Source organism: Pseudomonas sp. HP_08, from assembly GCF_055284095.1.
In genome coordinates this window covers 359962-384034 of record NZ_JBTOQC010000045.1, presented here as the reverse complement: position 1 = coordinate 384034, position 24073 = coordinate 359962, and the positions used below count along the sequence as shown (strand labels likewise).

The window sequence follows — 24073 nt, the reverse complement described above, 5'->3', positions numbered from 1 at the left end:
GGCGGGTATCTTAAAGCAAAGACGGATGCCGCGCCTGTCATCACAGCCTATAATGCGCGCCGGTTTTTGAGGGCAGGCACATGAGTACAGCAGATCCACGGTTCGCCGGTATCGCACGTTTATACGGCAATGAGGGGCTGGCGCGCCTGCGTAGCGCCCATGTGGCGGTAATCGGCATCGGCGGCGTGGGCTCCTGGGTCGCCGAGTCGCTGGCCCGTTCCGGGGTCGGCGAAATCTCGCTGTTCGATCTGGACGATGTCTGTGTCAGCAACGTCAACCGCCAGTTGCATGCGCTGGACGGCACCGTAGGGCGCAGCAAGGTCGAGGTCATGGCCGAGCGCATTCGCGCCATCAACCCTGAGTGCGTGGTGCATGCGGTGGCCGACTTTGTCACCGCCGATACCCTGGCCGAATACATCACTGCCGAACTGGACTTCGTTGTCGACTGCATCGACAGCGTCAAGGCCAAGGCGGCGCTGATTGCCTGGTGCCGTCGGCGCAAGATCCAGTTGGTGACCACCGGCGGCGCCGGCGGGCAAATCGACCCGACCCAGATTCAGGTAGCCGACCTCAACCGCACGTTCAACGATCCGCTGGCGGCCAAGGTGCGCTCGACCCTGCGCCGCGAATACGGTTTTTCACGCACGCCCAATCGTAGTTACAGCGTGCCTTGCGTGTTTTCCAGTGAGCAGCTGCGCTACCCGATGCCCGACGGCAGCGTGTGCCAGAGCAAGACCTTTGTCGGTGAAGGTGTGCGGCTGGACTGCGCCGGCGGCTTTGGTGCGGTGATGATGGTTACCGCGACCTTCGGCATGGTCGCGGCCAGCCGTGCGGTAGACAAACTGGTGGCCGGCGCGCGCCGGCCTTCGGAGCGGGTCAAGGCAGAACCTGTTCAGGCTGATGCCGATTCGACTCAGGCCTGAGCCAGCTCGCGCATGCGTTGCAACACCGCGTTAAGGCCGTTGCTGCGCGACGGCGAAAGCTGACGGCTCAAGCCCAGGCGTTCGAACCAGTCGACCAGGTCGATCTGTTGCAGCGCTTGCGCCGGCAGGTCGTTGATCCGCACCAGCAGCACCGCCAGCAGGCCGCGCAGCAGCCGGGCATCGCTGCTGGCCCGAAACTGCCAGCGGCCGTCGTCAACCTCGGCCAATAGCCACACCTGACTTTCGCAGCCATGCACCCGATGCTCGTCGGACTTTTCTGCGTCACTCAAGGCTGGCAGGCGCTCGCCCCATTGCATCAGCAGGCGCGCGCGTTGCTCCCAGCCCTGGGCCTGGGCAAATGCGTCCAGCGCAGCCTGGGCCTCGGCGGTCAGATTCATGCCAGCAGCTCCAGGCCCTGATCCAGCGCGCTGAAGAAACGCAGCAAGTCGTCGGAGTCGTTGTACAGCCCCAGCGAAACGCGGATCGCACCCGGCAAGCCGAGGCTCTTGAGCAATGGCATCGCGCAATGATGACCGGCGCGCACGGCAATGCCTTGTTCGGTCAACAGGTGCGCCAGATCGGCATGGTGTACGCCCTCAACCACGAAACTGACCAGCGCCAGCTCCGGCGCACCGAGCACGCGTACCTGCTCGCGTTGCTGCAGGCCTTCAAGCAGACGTTGATGCAGGCGCGCTTCATGAACGCCCAGCGCCTGCTGGTCGAGGCTGCCGAGGTATTCAAGGGTCGCGCCCAGGCCAATGACGCTGGCAATCGGCGGCGTGCCGGCTTCAAAACCCAAGGGGGCAGGGCGAAATTCGGCGTGGTGGTAGTCGGCAGTCAGCACCATCTCACCGCCGAACTGCCAGTGATCAAGCTGCGCCAGCGCCTCAGTGCGGCCAAACAGCACGCCCAGCCCTTCAGGGCCATACAGCTTGTGGCTGGAGAACACATAGAAATCGCAGCCCAGCGCCTGTACATCGTGACGGCCGTGAACCACGCCTTGCGCGCCGTCGACCACGGTCAGCGCGCCTTGTGCGCGGGCCAGCGCCAGCAGGCGGGTCAGCGGCTGCCAGGCGCCAAGCACATTGGAGAACTGGCTGACCGCCAGCAAACGGGTACGCGGGCCGATCAGGCTGGCAGCGGCGTCCAGATCGATCAGGCCGGTACTGTCCAGCGGCAGTACGACCAGACGCAGCTTGCGCCGGCGTGCCAGTTGTTGCCAGGGCAACAGGTTGGCGTGGTGTTCCAGGGCGCTGATGACGATCTCGTCGCCCTCGGCAAAGCGCTCTTGCAGACCGTAGGCCAGCAAATTGAGGGCCGAGGTGGCGCCGTGAGTGAAGATGATCTGCCCGGATTCACCGACGTTCAGCCATTGGCCGACCGTATGCCGCGAGGCTTCGAACGCCTGGGTGGCATGCGCGCCGGGCAAGTGCTGGGCACGGTGCACATTGGCGGCACCGCTCAAGTAATAGTGGTTCAGGGCATCAAGCAAGGCCCTTGGCTTTTGCGTGGTGGCGGCACTGTCCAGATAGGTCTGGCCTTGCCGTTGCAGAGCGTCGAGGGCTGGAAAGTCCGCGCGCCAGGGAGAAATGAGGGGCATTGGTCCATCCGGCTCGGTCAGTCGGCGCCTGCCCAGCGGGGTCAAGCCGCAAGGCAGGCGCCGCCGACAACATCAGTTGTGAGCGTGCAGTGCTTCGTTCAGCTCGATGGCCGACTTGTGGGTCTTGCATTCCACCGCGCCTGTCTGCGAGTTGCGGCGGAACAGCAGGTCGGCCTGACCGGCCAGGTCGCGGGCCTTGACGATGCGCACCAGCTCGTTGTTTTCGTCGAGCAGTGCCACTTTGGTGCCGGCGGTGACATACAGGCCCGACTCGACGGTGTTGCGATCGCCCAGCGGGATGCCGATACCGGCGTTGGCGCCGATCAGGCAGCCTTCACCGACCTTGATGACGATGTTGCCGCCACCGGACAGGGTGCCCATGGTCGAGCAGCCGCCGCCCAGGTCCGAACCCTTGCCGACGAATACACCCGCCGAAACGCGGCCTTCGATCATGCCCGGGCCTTCGGTGCCGCCGTTGAAGTTGACGAAACCTTCGTGCATCACGGTGGTGCCTTCGCCAATGTAAGCGCCCAGACGCACACGGGCGCTGTCAGCGATACGCACGCCGCTCGGCACGACGTAATCGGTCATTTTCGGGAATTTGTCGACCGAGAAGACTTCCAGCAGCTCGCCCTTCAGGCGTGCTTCAAGTTGACGCTCGGCCAGCTCGCTCAGGTCTACGGCACCGGCGCTGGTCCAGGCCACGTTCGGTAGCAGCGGGAAGATGCCGGCCAGGCTCAGGCCGTGCGGCTTGGCCAGGCGGTGCGACAGCAGGTGCAGCTTGAGGTACGCCTCGGGTGTCGAGGTCAGGGCTGCATCTTCGGCCAGCAGGGTGGCGACCAGCGGCTTGTGGCTTTCAGCCAGACGGGTCAGCAACGCGGCCTGGGCTGCATCGACAGACTTGAGTGCGTCGGCCAGTTTCGATGCCAGGTCGGTGGTGAAGGTGATCGCCTGGTTGCCGCCGGTATAGCCCAGCAGCGGAGTGACGGCGGCGACCAGTTCGGCCGACGGATTGATCAGCGGTTGCGCGTAGAACACTTCCAGCCAGGTGCCTTGACGGTTTTGAGTGCCGACGCCGAAGGCCAGGCTGAACAGGGTGGTGGACATGCAGATTCCTCTTGGTGGTCGGGGGTGTCAGTAGCGCTTGGGCTTACTGCAACGCCGCCGCATACAATTCTGGTTTGAAGCCAATCAGGGTTCGGTTACCGAGATCGAGCACCGGGCGCTTGATCATCGACGGTTGCGCCAGCATCAGTTCGACTGCCTTTGCCTGGTCGAGGTCGGCTTTCTGCGCCTCGTCAAGCTTGCGAAACGTCGTACCGGCGCGGTTCAGGACCACTTGCCAACCGTGTTCGTCACACCACTGCGTCAGGTGTTCACGGTCGATGCCCTGGGTCTTGTAATCATGAAACTCATGGCTCACGGCATGTTCATCGAGCCATGTACGGGCCTTTTTCATCGTGTCACAGGCTTTGATGCCATAAAGACGAATGATGTTGCTGCCGTTGGTGGTATTTCCCATTGCCAGAACTTCCCATGCATCGCTGAAAACAGCCGGGGATTATGCCATGGCAAACGCCGCTGTGCCCGGCTCGTCTCGACATCTGTCGGACAATCCGGGTACAGCAGTATGGCGCGCGCCCTATGGGAATGGCCGGGCAGCAGTCCATGGATCAGCGGGTGACGAATGCCCGGATGCGCTCGGCCGCTTCAATGCATTCGGCCAGCGGCGCGACCAGGGCCAGGCGTACACGGCCGGCACCGGGGTTGAAGCCGTCGACTTCACGTGACAGGTACGAGCCGGGCACAACGGTCACGTGCTGTTCGGTGTACAGGTCACGGCAGAACACCGCATCGTCGCCGCCGACGTTGGGCCACAGGTAGAAGCTGCCATCGGGGCGTTGTACATCCAGCACAGGACCCAGGATATCCAGCACGGCATCGAACTTCTCGCGGTACAGGTCGCGGTTGGCGAGTACGTGGGCTTCGTCGTTCCAGGCCGCGATGCTGGCCAGTTGGGTTTGGACCGGCATGGCGCAACCGTGGTAGGTGCGGTACAGCAAAAATGCCTTGAGAATCTCGGCATCACCGGCCACAAAGCCGGAACGCAGGCCTGGCAGGTTGGAGCGCTTGGAGAGGCTGTGGAACACCACGCAGCGCTTGAAATCCTTACGGCCAAGTTCCACGCAAGCGGTCAGCAAGCCTGGCGGTGGCGTCTCTTCGTCGAAGTACAGCTCGCTGTAGCACTCGTCGCTGGCAATCACGAAATCGTATTGGTCGGCCAGCGCGATCAGCTTTTTCAGGGTTTCAAGCGGCACCAGTGCGCCGGTCGGGTTGCCGGGCGAGCACAGGAACAGGATCTGGCAGCGCTGCCAGACCTCTGGCGATACCGCATCGAAATCCGGGTTGAAGCCGTTTTCGCTCAGGCACGGCAAGTAGTGCGGCTGGGCACCGGCGAGCAGGGCCGCGCCTTCGTAGATCTGATAGAACGGGTTCGGGCTGATTACCAGGCCGTTGTCTTCACGGTTGACCACGGTCTGGGTGAAGGCGAACAGGGCTTCGCGGGTGCCGTTGACCGGCAGCACGTTGCGCGCAGGATCAATCCAGCCTTCAGGGACGCCAAAGCGCCGCTCGCACCAGTGGCCGATGGCTTCGCGCAGTGCCGGGATGCCCAGCGTGGTCGGGTACACGGCCATCTGGTCGAGGCTGTCGGCCAGGGCCTGGGCAACGAACGCCGGCGACTTATGCTTGGGTTCGCCGATCGACAGGGCAATCGGGCGTTTGTCCGGGTTGGGCGTCACGCTGCCGAGCAGGGCGCGCAGCTTTTCGAACGGGTAGGGCTGAAGCAGTTGCATGGCGTTGTTCATGGTGCAAATGTCCCAAGGCAAAGTGCAGGGCGCCCGTCTTGCGGGCGCCATCGAATCAGATGCTGAGTCGAAAGCCCACGGTGGGCTCGCTGGTGACGCTCAATTGCTCGGCGATTGCTTCTTGCAGGCGCAGGCACAGTTGCGGGTCGGACAGCGGCTGGTTGTGGGCGTCGGTGATGAAAAAAACGTCCTCGACCCGTTCGCCGAGCGTGGCAATCTTGGCGTTTTGCAGCGACAGGTCGAACTCCAGGAAGATCTTGCCGATCCGCGCCAGCAGGCCGGGACGGTCCGGTGCCAGCAGCTCCAGTACGGTGACCGGGCGTTGGGCATCGTTGTGGATAGTGACCTGCGGTGCAAAGGCAAAATGCTTGAGCTGGCGCGGCACCCGGCGTTTGATGATGGTCGGGTAGTCGTCGGGGTTGCGCAGCGCGTCGGTCAGGCCGCGGCGGATCTCTTCGATGCGCTCGGGGTTGTTGCCGATCGAGCCGCCATCGCTGTCGAGCACCACATAGGTGTCGAGGGTGAAGCGGCTGCTGGAGGTGATGATTCGTGCGTCATGAATGTTGAGGTTCAACTGGTCCATGGCTGCCACGGTCACGGCAAAGAAGTCATGCTGGTCCGGGGCGTAGACGAAGATCTGCGTGGCGCCTTCGAATTCGCGCTGGGTGGTTTCCTTGATCAGCACCAGCGGGCCGCCGTCGGCCGGTTGCTGGAGAATCGCATCGCTGTGCCAGGCCACATCGCCTGCGGTGTGGCGCAGGAAATAGTCATCACCCAGGCCCGACCACAATTGCTCGACATCGTCCGGGTCGGTGCCGTTGCGCACCAGAATATCCAGGGCGGCGGTCTGTGTGCGGCGGATCTGCTCTTCGCGGTCGACCGGATTCTCCAGGCCGCGGCGCAAGGCACGCTTGGTCTCGGTGTAGAGCTGGCGCAGCAGGCTGGCGCGCCAGGAGTTCCACAGCGTCGGGTTGGTCGCGTTGATGTCGGCGACGGTCAGCACATACAGGTAGTCCAGGTGCACTTCGTCACCGACGAACAGCGCAAAGTCATGGATGACCTGCGGGTCGGAGAGGTCCTTGCGTTGCGCGGTGGTCGACATCACCAGGTGGTGGCTGACCAGCCAGACGATCAGGCGGGTGTCCCACTTGGGCAACTGATGACGGTTGCCAAAGGCCTCGGCATCTACCGCGCCCAGCTCCGAGTGGTCGCCACCACGGCCCTTGCCGATGTCGTGGTACAGCCCGGCCAGGTAGATAAGCTCCGGCTTGGGCAGCCGCGCCATGATCTTGCTGGCCAGCGGAAATTTCTCCGACACCTCGGTGTACTGCAGCTTGCGCAGGTGCTTGATCAGGTTGAGCGTGTGCGCATCCACGGTGTAGATGTGGAACAGGTCGTGCTGCATCTGCCCGACGATGTGCCCGAACTCTGGCAGGTACAGGCCCAGAATGCCGTAGCGGTTCATGCGCCGCAGGTTGCGGTGGATGCCGATCTCGCACTTGAACAGCTCGATGAACAGGCTGGTGTTGCGAATATCGTTGCGGAAATCGTCGTTGATCAGGTGCCGGTGCTCGCGCAACAGGCGAATGGTGTTGGCGCGCACACCCTTGATTTCCGGGCGCTGGGCCATCAGCACGAAGATTTCGATAATGGCGAACGGCGTGCGCTTGAAGACGTTGGGGTTGGTCGCTTCTATATAGCCGTCATGCAGCTGGAAGCGCGAATTGATCGGCTGGGTGCTGCCGTCGTCGTCGCTGAGGATCACCTCTTCGAAATGCTGAATGATCAGGTCGCTCAACTGGGCGATGCTCATGACCACGCGGTAGTACTTCTGCATGAAGCGTTCGATGGCGCGCTTGGCGTCGCTGTCCTCATAGCCCAGCAAGGCGGCGATGGTGCGCTGGTGATCGAACAGCAGCCGGTCTTCGGCGCGGCCGGCCAGCATGTGCAGGGCATAGCGCACCTTCCAGAGAAACTCCTGGGAGGAGGCCAGCAGGTTGTTCTCGCTTTCAAGCAGAAAGCCTTCGCCGGCCAGCGCGTGCAGGTTCAGCGTGCCGTACTGGCGGCGGGCGACCCAGAGGATGGTCTGGATGTCGCGCAGGCCGCCCGGCGAGCCTTTGACGTTGGGCTCCAGGTTGTACTCGGTGTCGTTGTACTTGTGGTGCCGGGCGCGCTGTTCGGCGCGCTTGGCCAGAAAGAAGTCCTTGCTCGGCCACATGTTCCGGGTGCTGGTGACTTCGAGCATGCGCTGGCGCAGCGGCTCGGGGCCGGAAATCGTGCGGCTTTCCATCAGGTTGGTGATCACCGTCAGGTCGGCCTGGGCCTCGATGGCGCACTCGTTCACCGAGCGCACGCTTTGCCCGACTTCCAGGCCGATGTCCCAGAGCAGGGTCAGAAAGCGCTCGATGGAATCGCGAAACAGCTCGTGATCGTCGTTGTCGAGCAGGATCAGCAGATCGATGTCCGAATAAGGATGCAGCTCGCCACGCCCGTAGCCACCGACGGCCAGCAGGGCGATGTCGGCTTGCTGGCTCCAGTCGAACTGGCTCCAGGCCTGCTGCAGGATATTGTCGACGAACCAGGCGCGGTCTTCGATCAGGCGGCGGATGTCGCGGCCCGAGCGAAAACGCTGGTCAAGCACATCGCGTGCGTGACGGATGGCTTTCTTGAAGGCGGCAATAGGGCTGGCCTTCAAGGCCAGTTCGGCCTGGAACTGGCCGCGATCGAACAAATCAGGATCCACCTGCGGCATGGCAACTGCTTTCCTTCTGGGTTGTCGGCAAATAAACGGCGTGAATCAACCTGCGTTGGTGCGCGGGATGGTGTCGTCGGCGCGCAAGGTGAAGATTTCGTAGCCGGTGGCGGTGACCAGCAGGGTGTGTTCCCACTGGGCCGACAGCTTGTGGTCCTTGGTCACGGCGGTCCAGCCATCGGCCAGTAACTTGGTGCCGGCACGGCCCTGGTTGATCATCGGTTCGATGGTGAAGGTCATGCCTTCCAGCAGCTCGATACCGGTACCGGCCACGCCATAATGCAGCACCTGCGGTTCTTCGTGAAAGACCGTGCCGATGCCGTGGCCACAGAAATCTTCTACCACAGACAGGCCGTTTTTCTCGGCGTGCTGCTGGATCACTGCGCCAATGTCGCCCAGGCGTGCGCCGGGGCGAACGACTTCGATACCTTTATAGAGGCATTCCTGGGTGATGCGCGACAGGCGCTCTACCCAGGGTGCAACCGGGCCAACGTGGAACATCTTGCTGGTGTCGCCGTAGTAACCGTCCTTGATGACGGTGATGTCGATGTTCAGCGCATCGCCTTTCTTGAGCTTCTTGTCGCTGGGGATGCCGTGGCACACCACGTGGTTGATCGAGGTGCAGATCGACTTGGGGAAGCCTTTATAGTTGAGCGGCGCAGGGATGGCCTGTTGGACGTTGACGATATAGTCGTGGCACAGGGTGTTCAGCTCATCGGTGGTGACGCCGGGCTTCACGTAGGGTTCGATCATGTCCAGTACATCGGCGGCCAGGCGTCCGGCGATCCGCATCTTTTCGATGTCTTCGTGGTTTTTGATGCTGATGGTCATACAGGCTCTCTCAGGAAGCCGCGTGCGGCTTGAAAATACGGAAAACGGCCATTCTACCAGACCGCCGGGCGGGCAGTGGCGATGGGCTTGCAGGCAGGTTGCTGCGGGTTGTGAAAGGCGGGCGCATCGGGCGGTTTTGTTTGTCAGGCTTTTGTGATATAAAGTGCGCCGCTTTGCAGGGCTAGCCTGCAGGGCATAAACCCACACACGTATCGACACGATGACCTGGGTGCCTTGGGCAATGCCTCTGGTTGGTCATTGGGATGCGTGGAGGCCTAACCCGACTTATCAAGGAACTATCATGTCCCAAGTCAATATGCGCGATATGCTGAAGGCCGGTGTGCACTTCGGCCACCAGACCCGTTACTGGAACCCGAAAATGGGCAAGTACATTTTCGGCGCGCGCAACAAGATTCACATCATCAACCTCGAAAAAACCCTGCCACTGTTCAACGAAGCACTGACTTTCGTTGAGCGTCTGGCGTCGGGCAAGAACAAGATCCTGTTCGTCGGCACCAAGCGTTCCGTCGGCAAGATCGTTTCCGAGGAAGCAGCACGTTGCGGTTCGCCGTACGTCGACCATCGCTGGTTGGGCGGCATGCTGACCAACTTCAAGACCATTCGTCAGTCGATCAAACGTCTGCGCGACCTGGAAATCCAGGCTGAAGATGGTACTTTCGCCAAGCTGACCAAGAAAGAAGCGCTGATGCGCACCCGTGATCTGGAAAAACTGGATCGCAGCCTGGGTGGTATCAAGGACATGGGCGGCCTGCCTGATGCCCTGTTCGTTATCGACGTTGATCACGAGCGCATTGCAATCACCGAAGCCAACAAGCTGGGTATCCCGGTTATCGGCATCGTCGATACCAACAGCAGCCCGGAAGGCGTTGATTACGTGATTCCAGGTAACGACGACGCCATTCGCGCCGTTCAGCTGTACATGGGTTCGATGGCTGACGCCGTCATCCGTGGCCGCAACAACGTTGCCGGCGGTACCGAAGTCTACGTTGAAGAAGCTCCGGCTGCTGCCGTAGAAGGCTGAGTAACCAACGCCAGGCGTTGACTCAGTGCGCAAAAAGGGGGCTAGGCCCCCTTTTTGCCACCTCGGAAAACATCGAGTGTCCAGGTCGCGGTCTGCTTGTCATCTGTGACTGCCACGATGGTTTTCCAAGAATTTGAACACCCGCGAGTTCGGGTGGTTTGGTTTAAGACCTTTCCAAGAGGATTTTGAAATGGCAGAGATTACTGCAGCGCTGGTCAAAGAACTGCGCGAGCGTACCGGCGAAGGCATGATGGATTGCAAGAAGGCGCTGACCAAGGCCGGCGGCGACATCGAAAAAGCAATCGACGACATGCGTGCTTCCGGCGCCATCAAGGCCGCCAAGAAAGCCGGCAACATCGCTGCCGAAGGCGCGATCGGTGTCAAGGTTGCCGAAGACGGCAAAGCTGCGGTCATCATTGAAGTCAACTCGCAGACCGACTTCCTGGCTCTGCAGGACGACTTCAAGAACTTCGTTACCAGCAGCATCGAAAAAGCCTACGCCGACAAGGTTACCGACGTCGCCGTGCTGATCGAAGCCCAGGAATCGGAGCGTCAGGCTCTGGTTGCCAAGGTTGGCGAAAACGTCAACATCCGTCGTCTGGCGCGTGTTGAAGGTGATGTGGTCAACGCTTACCTGCACGGCAACAAGATCGGTGTGGTCGTGGTCCTCAAAGGCGGTGACGCCGAGCTGGCCAAAGACATCGCCATGCACGCTGCTGCCAGCAACCCTGAGTTCCTGCTGCCGTCGGAAGTTTCGGCTGAAGCGATCGAGCGCGAGAAGGGTGTCTTCCTGCAACTGAACGCCGACAAGATTGCCGGCAAGCCGGAAAACATCGTCGAGAACATGGTCAAAGGCCGTATCGCCAAGTTCCTGGCCGAAGCCAGCCTGGTCGAGCAAGCGTTCGTCAAGAACCCGGAAATCAAGGTCGGTGAACTGGCCAAGAAAGCCGGTGCTGAAATCGTTTCCTTCACCTACTTCAAAGTGGGCGAAGGCATCGAGAAGCCGGTCGACAACTTCGCTGAAGAAGTTGCTGCTCAAGTAGCTGCCAGCAAGAAGTAAGACGGTTCCACGCGTCTGTCAAAGAGGCTGCCCGCACAAGCGCGCGGCCTCTTTGTCAAAGAAAGAAAGGGAATTTTTTCTTGTAAAAGCAGTCTGCAAGGCAGCATTTTCTGGCGCCTGCGTGGTGCCGGACTAGAGTTGACGCAGGCCTTGGTGCCTGCACGGATTTCATTATCAAGTAACGCCGCAGGAGAGATTCGCAATGGCTCAGCAGAGCAGTGGTCATCAGGCTCGCTATAAACGCATTCTACTCAAGCTTAGCGGCGAGGCCCTGATGGGCTCCGAAGAGTTCGGGATCGACCCCAAAGTGCTTGATCGCATGGCGCTGGAGGTGGGTCAGCTGGTAGGTATCGGTGTACAGGTCGGCCTGGTCATCGGTGGCGGCAACCTGTTCCGCGGTGCAGCGCTCAGTGCTGCCGGCATGGACCGGGTCACCGGCGATCACATGGGCATGCTTGCCACGGTGATGAACGCGCTGGCCATGCGTGACGCGCTGGAGCGTGCCAATATTACCGCCATCGTGATGTCTGCCATTTCCATGGTGGGTGTGACCGATCACTATGATCGTCGCAAAGCCATGCGCCATCTGAGCGCCAAGGAAGTGGTCATCTTCGCCGCCGGCACCGGCAACCCGTTTTTCACCACCGATTCGGCGGCCTGCCTGCGAGCCATCGAAATCGATGCCGACGTTGTCCTCAAGGCGACCAAGGTCGATGGCGTTTACACCGCCGATCCTTTCAAAGACCCCAATGCCGAGAAGTTCGATCATCTGTCTTACGATGAAGTGCTGGATCGCAAGCTGGGCGTCATGGATCTGACCGCCATCTGCCTGTGTCGCGACCACAAGATGCCGTTGCGCGTCTTCAACATGAACAAGCCTGGCGCCCTGCTCAATATCGTGCATGGTGGCGCTGAAGGAACCCTGATCGAGGAAGTTCAATAATGATCAATGAAATCAAGAAGGATGCTCAGGTCCGTATGCAGAAGAGCCTGGAATCCCTGGCTCATGCATTTGGTCGCATCCGCACCGGCAAGGCGCATCCGGACATCCTTGAAGGTGTGATGGTGCCGTATTACGGTTCCGACACGCCGATCAGGCAAGTGGCCAACGTCACGGTCAAGGACGCTCGTACCCTGCAAGTGGTCGCATTCGAGCGCAACATGCTCGGCGCCGTCGACAAGGCCATCATGAACGCCGGCCTGAACCTGAACCCGACCAACCTGGGTGAACTGCTGCTGATCTCGATGCCGGCCCTGACCGAGGAAACCCGCAAGGGCTTCACCAAGCAGGCGCGTGATGCCGCTGAGGATGCTCGTGTTGCAGTGCGCAACATCCGTCGCGATGCCCTGAGCCAGTACAAGGATCTGGTCAAGGAAAAGGAAATCAGCGAGGACGAGGAGCGTCGTGCGGCTGACGATATCCAGAAGCTGACTGACAAGTTCGTGGCAGACATCGAAGTGGCTGTTAAGCAGAAAGAAGCCGACCTGATGGCCGTATAAGGCTCGGGGCGTTTTCATGGAAAAGACCAAGCAAGCGGCACTGTCCTCGGTGCCGCGACACGTCGCGATTATCATGGACGGTAATAATCGCTGGGCGAAAAAGCGCCTGCTGCCCGGTGTTGCCGGGCACAAGGCAGGTGTGGATGCGGTGCGTGCGGTGATCGAGGTGTGTGCCGAGGCCAAGGTCGAGGTGCTGACCCTGTTCGCGTTCTCCAGCGAGAACTGGCAGCGGCCGGCCGAAGAAGTCGGCGCGTTGATGGAGTTGTTTCTGACTGCCTTGCGACGTGAGACGCGGCGCCTGAACGAAAACGACATCTCGTTGCGGATCATCGGTGATCGCTCCCGCTTTCATCCCGAGCTTCAGGCTGCGATGCGCGATGCCGAGCAGCGTACTGCCGGCAACGATCGCTTCATCCTGCAGATCGCGGCCAATTACGGTGGTCAATGGGACATTGCCCAGGCTGCCCAGCGCTTGGCGCGTGAAGTGCAGGCCGGGCATCTGCAGCCCGAAGACATCACGCCGGGGTTGTTGCAGGCGTGCCTGTCCACCGGTGATCTGCCGGTACCGGACCTGTGTATTCGCACCGGCGGCGAGCGTCGTATCAGTAACTTCCTGCTTTGGCAGCTGGCGTACGCCGAGCTGTATTTCTCCGACCTTTTCTGGCCGGACTTCAAACACGACGCCATGCGCGCAGCGCTGGCCGATTTCGCTTCCCGCCAACGTCGCTTCGGTAAGACCAGCGAACAGGTAGAAGCCGGAGCCCGCGCCTGATGCTCAAACAACGGATCATCACTGCTCTTATTCTGTTGCCGATTGCCTTGGGCGGTTTTTTTCTGCTCAAGGGTGCAAGTTTTGCCCTGTTCATCGGCCTGGTGGTCGTCCTCGGTGGTTGGGAATGGGCGCGTCTGGCCGGCTTTGCCAGCCAGTCGATGCGCATTGCCTATGCGGTGACGGTCGCTGTTTTGCTGTTTCTGCTGTACCTGCTGCCGGGTCTGGCGCCGTGGGTGCTGACCGCTGCGGTCATCTGGTGGTTGCTGGCGACTTGGCTGGTCTTGACCTTTCCGGCCTCCAGCGATCACTGGGCAAGTGCAGTGTGCAAGCTGGCGATTGGCTTTCTGATCCTGTTGCCGGCCTGGCAAGGCCTGGTGCTGATCAAGCAATGGCCCTTGGGCAACTGGTTGATCCTGTCGGTGATGGTGCTGGTGTGGGCGGCCGATATCGGCGCCTATTTCACTGGCAAGGCACTGGGCAAGCGCAAGCTGGCACCCAAGGTCAGCCCGGGCAAAAGCTGGGAAGGTTTTTATGGTGGCCTGGTCGTCAGCCTGGTAATCACCCTTGTGGTCGGTGTCATGCGCGACTGGTCGTTCGGCCAGTTCATCGCAGGGCTTCTGGCGGCAGCGGTGGTGGTGGTGATTTCCGTGGTCGGCGACCTGACCGAAAGCATGTTCAAGCGTCAGTCCGGGGTCAAGGACAGCAGTAACCTGCTGCCCGGTCACGGCGGTGTGCTGGACCGTATCGACAGCCTGACGGCGGCCATTCCGGTATTTGCAGTGCTGCTGTGGGCTGCTGACTGGGGTGTGATGTGAGTACGCCGCAACAGATCACGGTACTGGGGGCTACAGGCTCCATCGGGCTGAGCACGCTGGATGTCATTGCCCGTCATCCTGATCTTTATCAGGTGTTCGCCCTGACCGGTTTTGCGCGTCTGGATGAGCTGTTCCAGCTGTGCGTCGTGCACCGGCCGCGTTTTGCCGTGGTGCCTGCGCCCGAGGCGGCGAGCCGGTTGCAGGATCAGTTGCTCAGTGCCGGGCTTGAAACCCGTGTGCTGGTCGGGGAGGGCGGTCTGTGTGAAGTGGCCGCTCACCCTGAAGTCGATGCGGTGATGGCGGCCATCGTCGGGGCGGCCGGGCTGCGTCCGACCCTGGCGGCGGTCGAGGCTGGAAAGAAGGTGTTGCTGGCCAATAAAGAAGCGCTGGTCATGTCGGGTGCACTGTTCATGCAGGCTGTGCGGCGCAGCGGTGCGGTATTGCTGCCGATCGACAGTGAGCACAATGCGATCTTTCAGTGCCTGCCACAGGATTTCTCCCGTGGTCTGGGCGCGGTAGGCGTTCGGCGCATCCTGCTGACGGCCTCCGGTGGCCCTTTCCGGCAGACCCCTCTTGAGCAATTGCAAGCCGTCACGCCGGAGCAGGCCTGTGCGCATCCGGTGTGGTCGATGGGGCGCAAGATTTCCGTCGACTCGGCCACCATGATGAACAAGGGGCTGGAACTGATCGAGGCCTGCTGGCTGTTCGATGCGCGCCCCGATCAGGTCGAGGTGGTCATCCATCCGCAAAGTGTGATCCACTCGCTGGTCGATTATGTCGACGGATCGGTCCTGGCCCAGCTGGGCAACCCCGATATGCGCACGCCCATTGCCAATGCCCTGGCGTGGCCTGCACGTATTGATTCCGGCGTAGCACCACTGGATCTGTTTCGTATTGGTCAACTGGACTTCCAAGCGCCGGACGAGCAGCGCTTCCCTTGCCTGCGCCTTGCGCGTCAGGCGGCAGAGGCGGGTGGCAGTGCGCCGGCCATGCTCAATGCGGCCAATGAGGTGGCGGTGGCCGCTTTTCTCGATGGCCGTATCGGCTATCTGCAGATTGCCAGCCTGATCGAGTCAGTGCTTGCGCGCGAGCCGGTTGTCGCGGTCAATGAGCTGGAGACAGTATTTGCGATGGATGCCAGGGCACGGCTTCTGGCCGGGCAATGGCTTGAGCAAAATTGTTGATAAGATCATGTGCGAAAAATCCATGGACGGTCGGGTGATGCGTCAGGGGTGGCTACAAAAGCCTGCAATGATTGGCACACCGGCTCGCATGCCGGTCCCCGGAGAAGATAAATGAGCGCGTTATATATGATCCTCGGGACCCTCGTGGCCCTGGGTGTGCTGGTGACCTTTCACGAATTCGGCCACTTTTGGGTGGCGCGCCGCTGCGGCGTCAAGGTGCTGCGGTTCTCGGTAGGCTTCGGCACGCCGCTGGTGCGCTGGCACGACAAGCAGGGCACCGAGTTCGTGGTGGCAGCCATTCCGTTGGGCGGCTACGTCAAGATGCTCGACGAGCGTGAAGGGCATGTGCCGCCGGAGATGGCGGAGCAGTCGTTCAATCGCAAGACCGTTTATCAGCGCATTGCCATTGTCGCAGCAGGCCCGATTGCCAACTTTCTTCTGGCCATCGTGTTTTTCTGGGCGCTGGCGATGCTGGGCAGTCAGCAGGTCAAGCCGGTCATCGGTTCGGTGGCACCGGACAGCATCGCGCAGCAGGCGGGCTTGAGTGCTGGCCAGGAAATCGTTGCCGTTGACGGCAAGCCGACCATCGGCTGGTCGGCGGTCAATCTGCAACTGGTTCGCCGTCTGGGCGAAACCGGCACGGTCAATGTGGCGGTGCGTGAGCAGGGCGCCAGTGCCGACAGCGTGCACCAGCTGGTGCTCAAGGAATGGCTCAAGGGCGCAGAAGAACCTGACCCGATCCGCTCGCTGGGTATTCAGCCGTGGCGGCCGGCCCTGGCGCCGGTGCTTGCCGAACTCGATCCCAAGGGGCCTGCGCAAGAGGCAGGCCTGAAGACGGGCGACCGCCTGATTGCTCTGGACAGCCAGCCGCTGAATGAGTGGCAGCAGGTCGTCGACTGGGTGCGTGAGCGACCCGATGCGCGTATTTCGGTGACCGTCGAGCGCGACGGTGCCCAGGTGGTGGTGCCGTTGACTCTGGCGGCGCGTGGAGAGGGTAAGGCGGCGACCGGTTACCTGGGCGCAGGCGTCAAAGGCGGCGAGTGGCCGGCCGAGATGCTCCGGGAAGTCAGCTACGGGCCATTGGAGGCAGTGGCCGAGGGCTTCAGGCGCACCTGGACCATGAGTGTGCTGACCCTTGAATCGCTGAAGAAAATGTTGTTCGGGGAGCTCTCGGTAAAAAACTTGAGTGGACCGATAACCATTGCTAAAGTGGCGGGCGCTTCAGCCCAGTCGGGCGTGGGTGACTTCCTGAACTTCCTGGCGTATCTGAGCATAAGCCTGGGGGTTCTCAATTTGCTGCCCATTCCAGTGCTGGATGGGGGGCATTTGCTGTTTTATCTGATCGAATGGGCCCGTGGGCGTCCTCTTTCGGAAAAGGTACAGGGTTGGGGGGTTCAGATTGGTATCAGTCTGGTAGTGGGCGTCATGTTGCTCGCACTGGTCAACGATCTGGGTCGACTCTAAAGTTTCGCTCCATTGCGAATCTGCCGCCTCAGGCGGCAGTTTGTTTATTGCCAGTTGGAATAAAGGACTTCATGAAACGTCTGCTGCTAACTGCGGCTCTTGCCGTACTGATGATCGCTGAAGTTCACGCCGAGTCCTTCACCATCTCCGATATCCGAGTCAATGGCCTGCAGCGGGTTTCCGCCGGCAGCGTCTTTGGTGCCTTGCCGCTCAACGTTGGCGAGAACGCTGATGACGGCCGTCTGGTCGAAGCCACTCGTGCGCTGTTCAAGACCGGGTTCTTCCAGGACATCCAGTTGGGGCGTGACGGCAACGTTCTGGTCATCACTGTGGTCGAGCGTCCATCGGTCGCCAGTATCGAGATCGAAGGCAACAAGGCGATCTCCACTGAAGACCTGATGAAAGGCCTGAAACAGTCGGGTCTGGCCGAGGGTGAAATCTTCCAGCGCGCCACTCTCGAAGGTGTGCGTAACGAGCTGCAGCGTCAGTACGTTGCCCAGGGCCGTTATTCCGCTGAGGTGAAGGCCGAGGTCGTTCCCCAGCCACGCAACCGCGTCGGCCTGAAGATCGACATCAACGAAGGCACCGTTGCCGCTATCCAGCACATCAACGTGGTGGGCAATACCGTTTTCGCTGAAGACGAACTGGTCGACCTGTTCGAACTCAAGACCACCAACTGGCTGTCGTTCTTCAAGAACGACGACAAGTACGCCCGTGAAAAACTCTCCGGCGACCTTGAGCGCCTGCGTTCCTACTACCTGGATCGCGGCTATATCAACATGGATATTGCCTCCACCCAGGTATCTATCACCCCTGACAAGAAGAGCGTGTACATCACGGTCAACGTCAACGAGGGCGAAAAATACACCGTCAAGTCGGTCAAGCTCAGCGGCGACCTGAAAGTGCCTGAAGACCAGGTCGAGTCCCTGTTGCTGGTGCAGCCAGGCCAGGTGTTCTCGCGCAAGGTCATGACCACCACCTCCGAGCTGGTCACCCGTCGTCTGGGTAACGAAGGCTATACCTTCGCCAACGTCAACGGCGTGCCGACCCCGAACGCTGAAGATCGCACCGTCGATATCACCTTCGTGGTCGATCCGGGCAAGCGTGCCTACGTCAACCGCATCAACTTCCGTGGCAACACCAAGTCGGCCGACGAAGTGCTGCGTCGCGAAATGCGTCAGATGGAAGGTGGCTGGGCTTCGACCTACCTGATCGACCAGTCGAAAGTGCGTCTGGACCGTCTGGGCTTCTTCAAGGAAGTCAACGTCGAAACGCCTGCCGTACCGGGTACCGACGACCAGGTCGATGTGAACTACGCCGTTGAAGAACAGGCCTCCGGTTCCATCACCGCCAGTGTTGGTTTTGCGCAAAGCGCAGGCCTGATCCTGGGTGGCTCGATCAGCCAGAACAACTTCCTGGGTACCGGTAACAAGGTCAGCATCGGCCTGACCCGCAGCGAATACCAGACCCGCTACAACTTCAGCTATGTCGATCCGTACTACACGCCGGACGGCGTGAGCCTGGGTTACAACGCCTTCTACCGTACCACCGACTACGATGACCTCGACGTCGACGTGGCCAGCTACGCGGTAGACAGCATGGGCGCCGGCATCAGCCTGGGTTACCCGATCAGCGAGACCGCGCGCCTGACCTATGGCCTGAACGTGCAGCAGGACAAGATCAAGACCGGTACCTACACCGTTGATGAAATCTTCGACTTCATCGACAAGGAAGGCAGCAACTTCACCAACTTCAAGGGTTCGATCGGCTGGTCCGAGTCGACCTTGAACAAAGGCGTGCTGGCGACCCGTGGTCACTCGCAAAGCCTGGTGGCCGAAGCGACCCTGCCGGGCAGCGACCTGTCGTTCTTCAAAATTGACTACCGTGGTCAGTACTTCTATCCGATCAACGATACCTACACTGTGCGCCTGCACACTGAACTGGGCTTTGGCGACGGTTACGGTTCTACCAGCGGCCTGCCGTTCTATGAGAACTACTATGCCGGTGGCTTCAACTCGGTACGTGGCTTCAAGGACAGTACGCTCGGTCCGCGTAGCACACCAAGTAAAGGCGCTGACGATCCGGCTGGACGGCCCGGCACCTTGCGTGATCCGGATCAGGATCCGCTGCCATTCGGTGGCAACGCACTGGTACAGGGTGGTGTAGAGCTGATGTTCCCGCTGCCATTCATCAAGGACCAGCGTTCCCTGCGTACCTCCCTGTTCTGGGACGTGGGTAACGTCTTCGATACCAACTGCGAATCCAAAACACGGACCGGTACTGGTGAAAAAGTCGAATGTAACGGCGTCGACTTCTCCGGTATGGCCAGCTCTGTTGGTGTTGGTGTGACCTGGATCACCGCGCTTGGCCCGCTGAGCTTTGCTCTGGCGATGCCGATCAAGAAGCCGGACAACGATTCGGAAACCCAAGTGTTCCAATTCTCCCTGGGCCAGACGTTCTAAGCGTCTGACTCTACGAAACGAAAACGAATTCTGTAGGAGTGTATTTGTGCGTAAGTTGACCCAATTGGTACTGCTGGCCACTGTCCTTGTAGCAACCCCGGCCTTCGCTGACCTGAAAATCGCCGTTCTGAACTATCAGATGGCCCTGCTGGAATCCGATGCTGCCAAGCGTTATGCCGTGGATGCCGAGAAAAAATTCGGTCCACAAGTCACCAAGCTCAAAGGCCTAGAAACCAGCGCCAAGGGCATCCAGGATCGTCTGGTCAGTGGCGGCGACAAAATGGCCCAGCCAGAGCGCGAGCGTCTTGAGCTCGAGTTCAAGCAAAAGGCCCGTGACTACCAGTTCCAGTCCAAGGAACTGAACGAAGCCAAAGCCACTGCCGACCGCGAAATGCTCAAGCAGCTCAAGCCGAAGCTGGACCAGGCTGTTGAAGAAGTCATCAAGAAAGGTGCTTTCGACCTGGTGTTCGAACGTGGCGCAGTGATCGACGTCAAGCCTCAGTATGACGTCACTCGCCAGGTCATCGAGCGCATGAACCAGCTGAAGTAATCATGAGCGCACCCATCAAGCTCGGCCAGCTGGCCGAGTTCCTGGGCGCCACCCTGCGTGGCGACAAGGACAAGGACATTACCGGGCTTGCCACCTTGCAAGAGGCGGGGCCCGGTCAAGTCAGTTTTCTGGCCAACCCGCAATATCGAAAGTTTCTCGCCGAAACCTGCGCTGCGGCCGTGCTGCTCAAGCCAGCCGATATCGACAGCTATGCAGGTGACGCGCTTCTCGTTCCCGATCCCTACCTGGCTTATGCGCGGGTGTCGCACCTGTTCGACCCCAAGCCCAAGGCTGTTGTAGGGATTCATCCAAGTGCCATCGTTGCCGATGATGCCCATGTCGACCCAAGCGCCAGCGTGGGGCCTTATGCGGTGATCGAAAGCGGCGCGCGGATTGCGGCAGGGGTTACCGTCGGCGCTCATTGCTTTATCGGTGCGCGCAGCGAAATCGGTGAGGGCGGCTGGCTGGCATCGCGTGTCACGTTGTATCACGACGTGCGCATCGGCCAGCGTGTGGTCATCCAGTCCGGCGCGGTACTGGGCGGTGAAGGCTTTGGTTTCGCCAATGAAAAGGGCGTCTGGCAGAAAATCGCCCAGATCGGCGGTGTGGTCATCGGTGACGATGTGGAGATCGGCGTGAATACCGCCATCGACCGCGGCGCGCTGGCCGACACCCGGATCGGCAACGGGGTGAAGCTGGACAACCAGATTCAGATCGCGCACAACGTGCAGATCGGCGATCACACGGCAATGGCCGCCTGTGTCGGTATTTCCGGCAGCACCCGAATCGGCAAGCACTGCATGTTGGCCGGTGGCGTGGGGCTGGTCGGGCATATCGATATCTGCGACGGGGTGTTCATCACCGGCATGACCATGGTCACCCACTCGATCACCGAGCCGGGTTCCTATTCGTCGGGCACTGCCATGCAGCCTGCCGCCGAGTGGCGCAAGAGCGCAGCGCGCTTGCGCAAGATCGATGACATGGCTCGACGCCTGCAAAAACTCGAAAAAGTCGTCGAGACCGTGACCCGCGACGCCAATGATTCATCTGATGGCTGAAATCTCTTTCATATCGGGTCAGTACGGTCGATAGACCGCCTGCCCGATTTGCAGAAGAGTGCGTGCAGTCGTTACGCATTCTCACTCTTTACTACAGGCTTTCCCTCGAAATGATGGACATCAACGAAATACGCGAATACCTGCCTCATCGTTACCCTTTCCTGTTGGTGGATCGTGTTGTAGAGCTGGATATCGAGGGCAAGACAATTCGTGCCTACAAGAATGTCAGCGTCAACGAACCGTTCTTCAATGGTCATTTTCCCCAGCATCCGATCATGCCGGGCGTACTGATCATTGAAGCCATGGCTCAGGCCGCCGGTATCCTGGGCTTCAAAATGCTTGACGCCAAGCCTGCCGATGGCACTCTCTACTACTTCGTAGGTTCGGACAAACTGCGTTTTCGTCAGCCAGTCGTGCCGGGTGACCAGTTGCTGCTGGAAGCCAGATTCGTCAGTTGCAAGCGTCAGATCTGGAAGTTCGAGTGCAAGGCATCGGTTGACGGCAAATCGGTTTGCTCCGCTGAAATCATCTGTGCGGAACGCAAACTATGAGTTTGATTGACCCTCGCGCAATCATCGATCCGACGGCCGTACTGGCCGACAATGTTGAGGTCGGCCCCTGGTCGATCATCGGAGCCGGTGTGGAAATTGGCGAGGGTACAGTGATCGGTCCTCACGTGATTGTGCGTGGACCGACGTACATCGGTCGTCATAACCGGATCTACCAGTTTTCCTCGGTAGGTGAAGACACCCCTGACCTCAAGTACAAGGGTGAAGAGACGCGTCTGGTGATCGGTGATCACAACGTGATTCGTGAAGGGGTGACGATTCATCGCGGCACCATTCAGGACCGCGCTGAAACCACGTTGGGCGACCACAATCTGGTCATGGCTTATGCCCATATCGGCCATGACAGTGTGATCGGCAATCACTGCATTCTGGTCAACAACACCGCATTGGCTGGCCATGTGCATGTCGATGACTGGGCGATTCTGTCCGGTTACACCCTGGTGCATCAGCATTGCCATATCGGCGCCCACAGCTTTTCCGGCATGGGTACGGCGATTGGCAAGGATGTGCCTGCGTTCGTCACGGTATTCGGTAATCCGGCCGAAGCGCGCAGCATGAATTTCGAAGGCATGCGCCGTCGCGGCTTCTCGGAGCTTGCCATTCAGGCGCTGCGCAAGGCCTACAAGACGGTTTACCGGCAAGGGCTGACCGTCGACCAGGCGATTGTCGAGCTGGCCGAGCCGGCTGCTGCCTTTCCTGAGGTGGCCATCTTTCTCCAGTCGATCCAGTCCTCGACTCGCGGCATTACCCGCTGACCATGGCCAGTTCATTGTGTATCGCTCTGGTCGCCGGCGAAGCGTCCGGCGATATCCTCGGTGCCGGCCTGATGCGTGCGATCAAGGCGCGCTACCCGGATACCCGGTTTATCGGCGTGGGCGGGCCGCTCATGGAAGCCGAAGGCATGGCCTCGTACTTTCCCATGGAGCGTCTGTCGGTCATGGGCCTGGTCGAGGTGCTCGGCCGTCTGCGTGAGCTGCTGGGCCGGCGCAAGGAGCTGATAGCGACCCTGATCGCCGAGCGTCCTGATGTGTTCATCGGCATCGACGCACCGGACTTCACCCTCAATATCGAGCTGCAACTGCGCCGTGCCAGTATCAAGACTGTGCACTACGTCAGTCCGTCGGTCTGGGCCTGGCGGCAGAAGCGGGTGTTGAAGATCCGTGAAGGCTGCGACCTGATGCTGACCCTGCTGCCGTTCGAGGCGCGCTTCTATGAAGAAAAGGGCGTGCCGGTACGTTTTGTGGGTCACCCGCTGGCCGATACCATCGCCCTTGAGTCCGATCGCGACGCTGCCCGGGCGCAGTTGGGGCTGGGTGATGGCCCGCTGGTTGCGTTGATGCCGGGCAGCCGTGGGGGCGAAGTCGGGCGCCTGGGGGCGCTGTTTTTCGATGCGGCGCAGCGCCTGCTGGCCGAACGGCCTGAGTTGCGTTTCGTGTTGCCCTGCGCCAGCCCGCAACGGCGCGTACAGATCGAGCAACTGCTGCAAGGTCGTGACCTGCCCGTCACGCTGCTGGACGGCGGTTCGCATCTGGCATTGGCGGCGTGTAACGCGGTATTGATCGCCTCCGGCACCGCGACGCTCGAAGCGCTGCTGTACAAGCGCCCGATGGTGGTGGCCTATCGCATGGCGCCGTTGACCTTCTGGATTCTCAAACGGCTGGTCAAAAGTCCTTATGTCTCGCTGCCCAACCTGCTGGCCGATCGTGGCCTGGTGCCTGAGTTGCTGCAGGATGCGGCGACGCCCGAAGCGCTGGCCGCTGAAATACTGCCCTTGATCGATAACGGCCAGGCGCAGACCGAGGGCTTTGACGCGATCCACCGCACGCTGCGTCGCGATGCATCCAATCAGGCCGCCGAAGCCGTGTTGGCATTGATCGGCCGCCCTTCTTCACTGTGAGTGTACGAACAATGCAAATGGGCCTGGATTTCACCCTCGTCGAAGAACTGGTTGCCGGCGTCGATGAGGTCGGGCGTGGCCCGTTGTGCGGTCCGGTGGTCACCGCTGCGGTGATTCTCGACCCGGCCCGGCCGATTCTTGGCTTGAACGACTCGAAGAAGCTCACCGAGGCGCGGCGCGAAAAACTGTTCGACGAAATTCGCGAGAAGGCCCTGTGCTGGTACATCGCACGAGCCGAGGTCGATGAGATCGACCGCCTGAATATTCTGCATGCCACCATGCTGGCCATGCAGCGGGCCGTCGAAGGCCTGAGCATTACCCCAAGGCTGGCCCTGATCGATGGCAATCGCTGCCCGAAACTCTCGGTGCCGTCGGCGCCGGTGGTGCAGGGCGATGCCAAGGTGCCGGCGATCGCTGCCGCCTCGATTCTGGCCAAAGTCAGCCGTGACCGTGAGATGGCAGCCTTTGAGCTGATTTATCCCGGCTACGGCATGGGCGGGCACAAGGGCTATCCGACGCCCGTTCATCTGGAAGCGCTGGCCCGCCTGGGACCGACGCCCATCCACCGGCGCTCCTTTGCCCCGGTGCGCGCCGCTTGGGAGGCACTTGCCGTGGCACCCGGTGCGCCGGTCAGCCTGCTTCAGGACTGATGTTGCGGGACTGACGTTTCAGGTCCGGCTGGGTACAATCCCGATCTTCGTTTTTCGTGTTCCCGCGTTATAGGATC

General features: G+C 60.7%; 23 protein-coding genes. 16 read left to right on the top strand and 7 right to left on the bottom strand.

Going from position 1 to position 24073, the window contains the following annotated elements:
- Nucleotides 1-80: 80 nt before the first annotated feature.
- Nucleotides 81-923, top strand: a complete 843-nt coding sequence (gene tcdA, locus ACYAS9_RS26205; RefSeq protein WP_463571338.1) for a tRNA cyclic N6-threonylcarbamoyladenosine(37) synthase TcdA — start codon at nucleotides 81-83, stop codon at nucleotides 921-923.
- Here the strand turns inward: tcdA and ACYAS9_RS26200 are convergent.
- From ACYAS9_RS26200 to map, 7 genes are all read right to left on the bottom strand, one after another.
- Complete coding sequence (locus ACYAS9_RS26200; protein ID WP_463571337.1) at nucleotides 914-1321, bottom strand: SufE family protein; 408 nt, start codon at nucleotides 1319-1321, stop codon at nucleotides 914-916. The two genes, tcdA and ACYAS9_RS26200, sit on opposite strands and share 10 nt — an antisense overlap.
- Nucleotides 1318-2523: an aminotransferase class V-fold PLP-dependent enzyme gene (locus ACYAS9_RS26195; protein WP_463571336.1), complete on the bottom strand. Its 1206-nt coding sequence runs from the start codon at nucleotides 2521-2523 to the stop codon at nucleotides 1318-1320. Before ACYAS9_RS26195 ends, ACYAS9_RS26200 begins: the two co-directional genes overlap by 4 nt.
- 72 nt (nucleotides 2524-2595) lie before the next feature.
- Nucleotides 2596-3630, bottom strand: coding sequence for a 2,3,4,5-tetrahydropyridine-2,6-dicarboxylate N-succinyltransferase (gene dapD, locus ACYAS9_RS26190; protein ID WP_463571335.1), 1035 nt, complete (start codon nucleotides 3628-3630; stop codon nucleotides 2596-2598).
- Between the two features lie 43 nt (nucleotides 3631-3673).
- The gene (locus ACYAS9_RS26185; protein WP_463571334.1) at nucleotides 3674-4045 is read right to left on the bottom strand and encodes an ArsC family reductase; all 372 of its coding nucleotides are present in this window, start codon (nucleotides 4043-4045) and stop codon (nucleotides 3674-3676) included.
- Between the two features lie 151 nt (nucleotides 4046-4196).
- Nucleotides 4197-5390 (bottom strand): succinyldiaminopimelate transaminase, encoded by a 1194-nt coding sequence (gene dapC, locus ACYAS9_RS26180; protein ID WP_463571333.1) that lies wholly within the window; start codon nucleotides 5388-5390, stop codon nucleotides 4197-4199.
- A gap of 55 nt (nucleotides 5391-5445) precedes the next feature.
- Nucleotides 5446-8142, bottom strand: coding sequence for a [protein-PII] uridylyltransferase (locus ACYAS9_RS26175; RefSeq protein WP_463571332.1), 2697 nt, complete (start codon nucleotides 8140-8142; stop codon nucleotides 5446-5448).
- A gap of 45 nt (nucleotides 8143-8187) precedes the next feature.
- Nucleotides 8188-8973 carry a type I methionyl aminopeptidase gene (map, locus tag ACYAS9_RS26170; protein ID WP_463571331.1) on the bottom strand — a complete coding sequence of 262 codons (786 nt, stop codon included), beginning with the start codon at nucleotides 8971-8973 and terminating at the stop codon, nucleotides 8188-8190.
- Between the two features lie 301 nt (nucleotides 8974-9274).
- On the opposite strand from map, the gene rpsB reads away from it, so the two are divergent.
- The 15 genes from rpsB (at nucleotide 9275) to rnhB (ending at nucleotide 23996) form a co-directional block, all read left to right on the top strand.
- Nucleotides 9275-10015 carry a 30S ribosomal protein S2 gene (gene rpsB / locus ACYAS9_RS26165; RefSeq protein WP_463571330.1) on the top strand — a complete coding sequence of 247 codons (741 nt, stop codon included), beginning with the start codon at nucleotides 9275-9277 and terminating at the stop codon, nucleotides 10013-10015.
- Nucleotides 10016-10205: 190 nt separating this feature from the next.
- Nucleotides 10206-11075: a translation elongation factor Ts gene (gene tsf / locus ACYAS9_RS26160; RefSeq protein WP_463571329.1), complete on the top strand. Its 870-nt coding sequence runs from the start codon at nucleotides 10206-10208 to the stop codon at nucleotides 11073-11075.
- Between the two features lie 202 nt (nucleotides 11076-11277).
- On the top strand, nucleotides 11278-12018 hold the full coding sequence (gene pyrH / locus ACYAS9_RS26155; protein WP_463571328.1) for a UMP kinase: 741 nt from the start codon (nucleotides 11278-11280) through the stop codon (nucleotides 12016-12018).
- A complete protein-coding gene (gene frr, locus ACYAS9_RS26150) occupies nucleotides 12018-12575 on the top strand; it encodes a ribosome recycling factor (protein ID WP_463571327.1) in 558 nt (185 codons plus the stop codon). The genes pyrH and frr overlap by 1 nt, the downstream gene beginning before the upstream one ends.
- A 16-nt stretch (nucleotides 12576-12591) precedes the next feature.
- Nucleotides 12592-13347: a polyprenyl diphosphate synthase gene (uppS, locus tag ACYAS9_RS26145; RefSeq protein ID WP_463571326.1), complete on the top strand. Its 756-nt coding sequence runs from the start codon at nucleotides 12592-12594 to the stop codon at nucleotides 13345-13347.
- A complete protein-coding gene (locus ACYAS9_RS26140) occupies nucleotides 13347-14162 on the top strand; it encodes a phosphatidate cytidylyltransferase (protein ID WP_463571325.1) in 816 nt (271 codons plus the stop codon). The genes uppS and ACYAS9_RS26140 overlap by 1 nt, the downstream gene beginning before the upstream one ends.
- Nucleotides 14159-15346: a 1-deoxy-D-xylulose-5-phosphate reductoisomerase gene (gene ispC / locus ACYAS9_RS26135; RefSeq protein ID WP_463571324.1), complete on the top strand. Its 1188-nt coding sequence runs from the start codon at nucleotides 14159-14161 to the stop codon at nucleotides 15344-15346. Before ACYAS9_RS26140 ends, ispC begins: the two co-directional genes overlap by 4 nt.
- A 111-nt stretch (nucleotides 15347-15457) precedes the next feature.
- A complete protein-coding gene (rseP, locus tag ACYAS9_RS26130) occupies nucleotides 15458-16810 on the top strand; it encodes a sigma E protease regulator RseP (RefSeq protein WP_463571323.1) in 1353 nt (450 codons plus the stop codon).
- A gap of 71 nt (nucleotides 16811-16881) precedes the next feature.
- Nucleotides 16882-19272 carry an outer membrane protein assembly factor BamA gene (bamA, locus tag ACYAS9_RS26125; protein WP_463571322.1) on the top strand — a complete coding sequence of 797 codons (2391 nt, stop codon included), beginning with the start codon at nucleotides 16882-16884 and terminating at the stop codon, nucleotides 19270-19272.
- A gap of 46 nt (nucleotides 19273-19318) precedes the next feature.
- Nucleotides 19319-19822, top strand: coding sequence for an OmpH/Skp family outer membrane protein (locus ACYAS9_RS26120; protein ID WP_463571321.1), 504 nt, complete (start codon nucleotides 19319-19321; stop codon nucleotides 19820-19822).
- A gap of 2 nt (nucleotides 19823-19824) precedes the next feature.
- Entirely contained in the window at nucleotides 19825-20880 is a 1056-nt protein-coding gene (lpxD, locus tag ACYAS9_RS26115) for a UDP-3-O-(3-hydroxymyristoyl)glucosamine N-acyltransferase (RefSeq protein ID WP_463571320.1), read from the top strand.
- Nucleotides 20881-20990: 110 nt separating this feature from the next.
- Nucleotides 20991-21431 carry a 3-hydroxyacyl-ACP dehydratase FabZ gene (gene fabZ / locus ACYAS9_RS26110; protein WP_056834957.1) on the top strand — a complete coding sequence of 147 codons (441 nt, stop codon included), beginning with the start codon at nucleotides 20991-20993 and terminating at the stop codon, nucleotides 21429-21431.
- The gene (gene lpxA, locus ACYAS9_RS26105) at nucleotides 21428-22204 is read left to right on the top strand and encodes an acyl-ACP--UDP-N-acetylglucosamine O-acyltransferase (RefSeq protein WP_463571319.1); all 777 of its coding nucleotides are present in this window, start codon (nucleotides 21428-21430) and stop codon (nucleotides 22202-22204) included. The genes fabZ and lpxA overlap by 4 nt, the downstream gene beginning before the upstream one ends.
- Before the next feature lie 2 nt (nucleotides 22205-22206).
- Nucleotides 22207-23346 (top strand): lipid-A-disaccharide synthase, encoded by a 1140-nt coding sequence (lpxB, locus tag ACYAS9_RS26100; protein ID WP_463571318.1) that lies wholly within the window; start codon nucleotides 22207-22209, stop codon nucleotides 23344-23346.
- A gap of 11 nt (nucleotides 23347-23357) precedes the next feature.
- Nucleotides 23358-23996, top strand: coding sequence for a ribonuclease HII (gene rnhB / locus ACYAS9_RS26095; RefSeq protein ID WP_463571317.1), 639 nt, complete (start codon nucleotides 23358-23360; stop codon nucleotides 23994-23996).
- Nucleotides 23997-24073: the final 77 nt, after the last annotated feature.

Coding starts and splice junctions, on each gene's coding strand:
- tcdA (WP_463571338.1), top strand. CDS start 81: ATGAGTACAGCAGATCCACGGTTCGCCGGTATCGCACGTTTATACGGC.
- ACYAS9_RS26200 (WP_463571337.1), bottom strand. CDS start 1,321: ATGAATCTGACCGCCGAGGCCCAGGCTGCGCTGGACGCATTTGCCCAG.
- ACYAS9_RS26195 (WP_463571336.1), bottom strand. CDS start 2,523: ATGCCCCTCATTTCTCCCTGGCGCGCGGACTTTCCAGCCCTCGACGCT.
- dapD (WP_463571335.1), bottom strand. CDS start 3,630: ATGTCCACCACCCTGTTCAGCCTGGCCTTCGGCGTCGGCACTCAAAAC.
- ACYAS9_RS26185 (WP_463571334.1), bottom strand. CDS start 4,045: ATGGGAAATACCACCAACGGCAGCAACATCATTCGTCTTTATGGCATC.
- dapC (WP_463571333.1), bottom strand. CDS start 5,390: ATGAACAACGCCATGCAACTGCTTCAGCCCTACCCGTTCGAAAAGCTG.
- ACYAS9_RS26175 (WP_463571332.1), bottom strand. CDS start 8,142: ATGCCGCAGGTGGATCCTGATTTGTTCGATCGCGGCCAGTTCCAGGCC.
- map (WP_463571331.1), bottom strand. CDS start 8,973: ATGACCATCAGCATCAAAAACCACGAAGACATCGAAAAGATGCGGATC.
- rpsB (WP_463571330.1), top strand. CDS start 9,275: ATGTCCCAAGTCAATATGCGCGATATGCTGAAGGCCGGTGTGCACTTC.
- tsf (WP_463571329.1), top strand. CDS start 10,206: ATGGCAGAGATTACTGCAGCGCTGGTCAAAGAACTGCGCGAGCGTACC.
- pyrH (WP_463571328.1), top strand. CDS start 11,278: ATGGCTCAGCAGAGCAGTGGTCATCAGGCTCGCTATAAACGCATTCTA.
- frr (WP_463571327.1), top strand. CDS start 12,018: ATGATCAATGAAATCAAGAAGGATGCTCAGGTCCGTATGCAGAAGAGC.
- uppS (WP_463571326.1), top strand. CDS start 12,592: ATGGAAAAGACCAAGCAAGCGGCACTGTCCTCGGTGCCGCGACACGTC.
- ACYAS9_RS26140 (WP_463571325.1), top strand. CDS start 13,347: ATGCTCAAACAACGGATCATCACTGCTCTTATTCTGTTGCCGATTGCC.
- rseP (WP_463571323.1), top strand. CDS start 15,458: ATGAGCGCGTTATATATGATCCTCGGGACCCTCGTGGCCCTGGGTGTG.
- bamA (WP_463571322.1), top strand. CDS start 16,882: ATGAAACGTCTGCTGCTAACTGCGGCTCTTGCCGTACTGATGATCGCT.
- lpxD (WP_463571320.1), top strand. CDS start 19,825: ATGAGCGCACCCATCAAGCTCGGCCAGCTGGCCGAGTTCCTGGGCGCC.
- fabZ (WP_056834957.1), top strand. CDS start 20,991: ATGATGGACATCAACGAAATACGCGAATACCTGCCTCATCGTTACCCT.
- lpxA (WP_463571319.1), top strand. CDS start 21,428: ATGAGTTTGATTGACCCTCGCGCAATCATCGATCCGACGGCCGTACTG.
- lpxB (WP_463571318.1), top strand. CDS start 22,207: ATGGCCAGTTCATTGTGTATCGCTCTGGTCGCCGGCGAAGCGTCCGGC.
- rnhB (WP_463571317.1), top strand. CDS start 23,358: ATGCAAATGGGCCTGGATTTCACCCTCGTCGAAGAACTGGTTGCCGGC.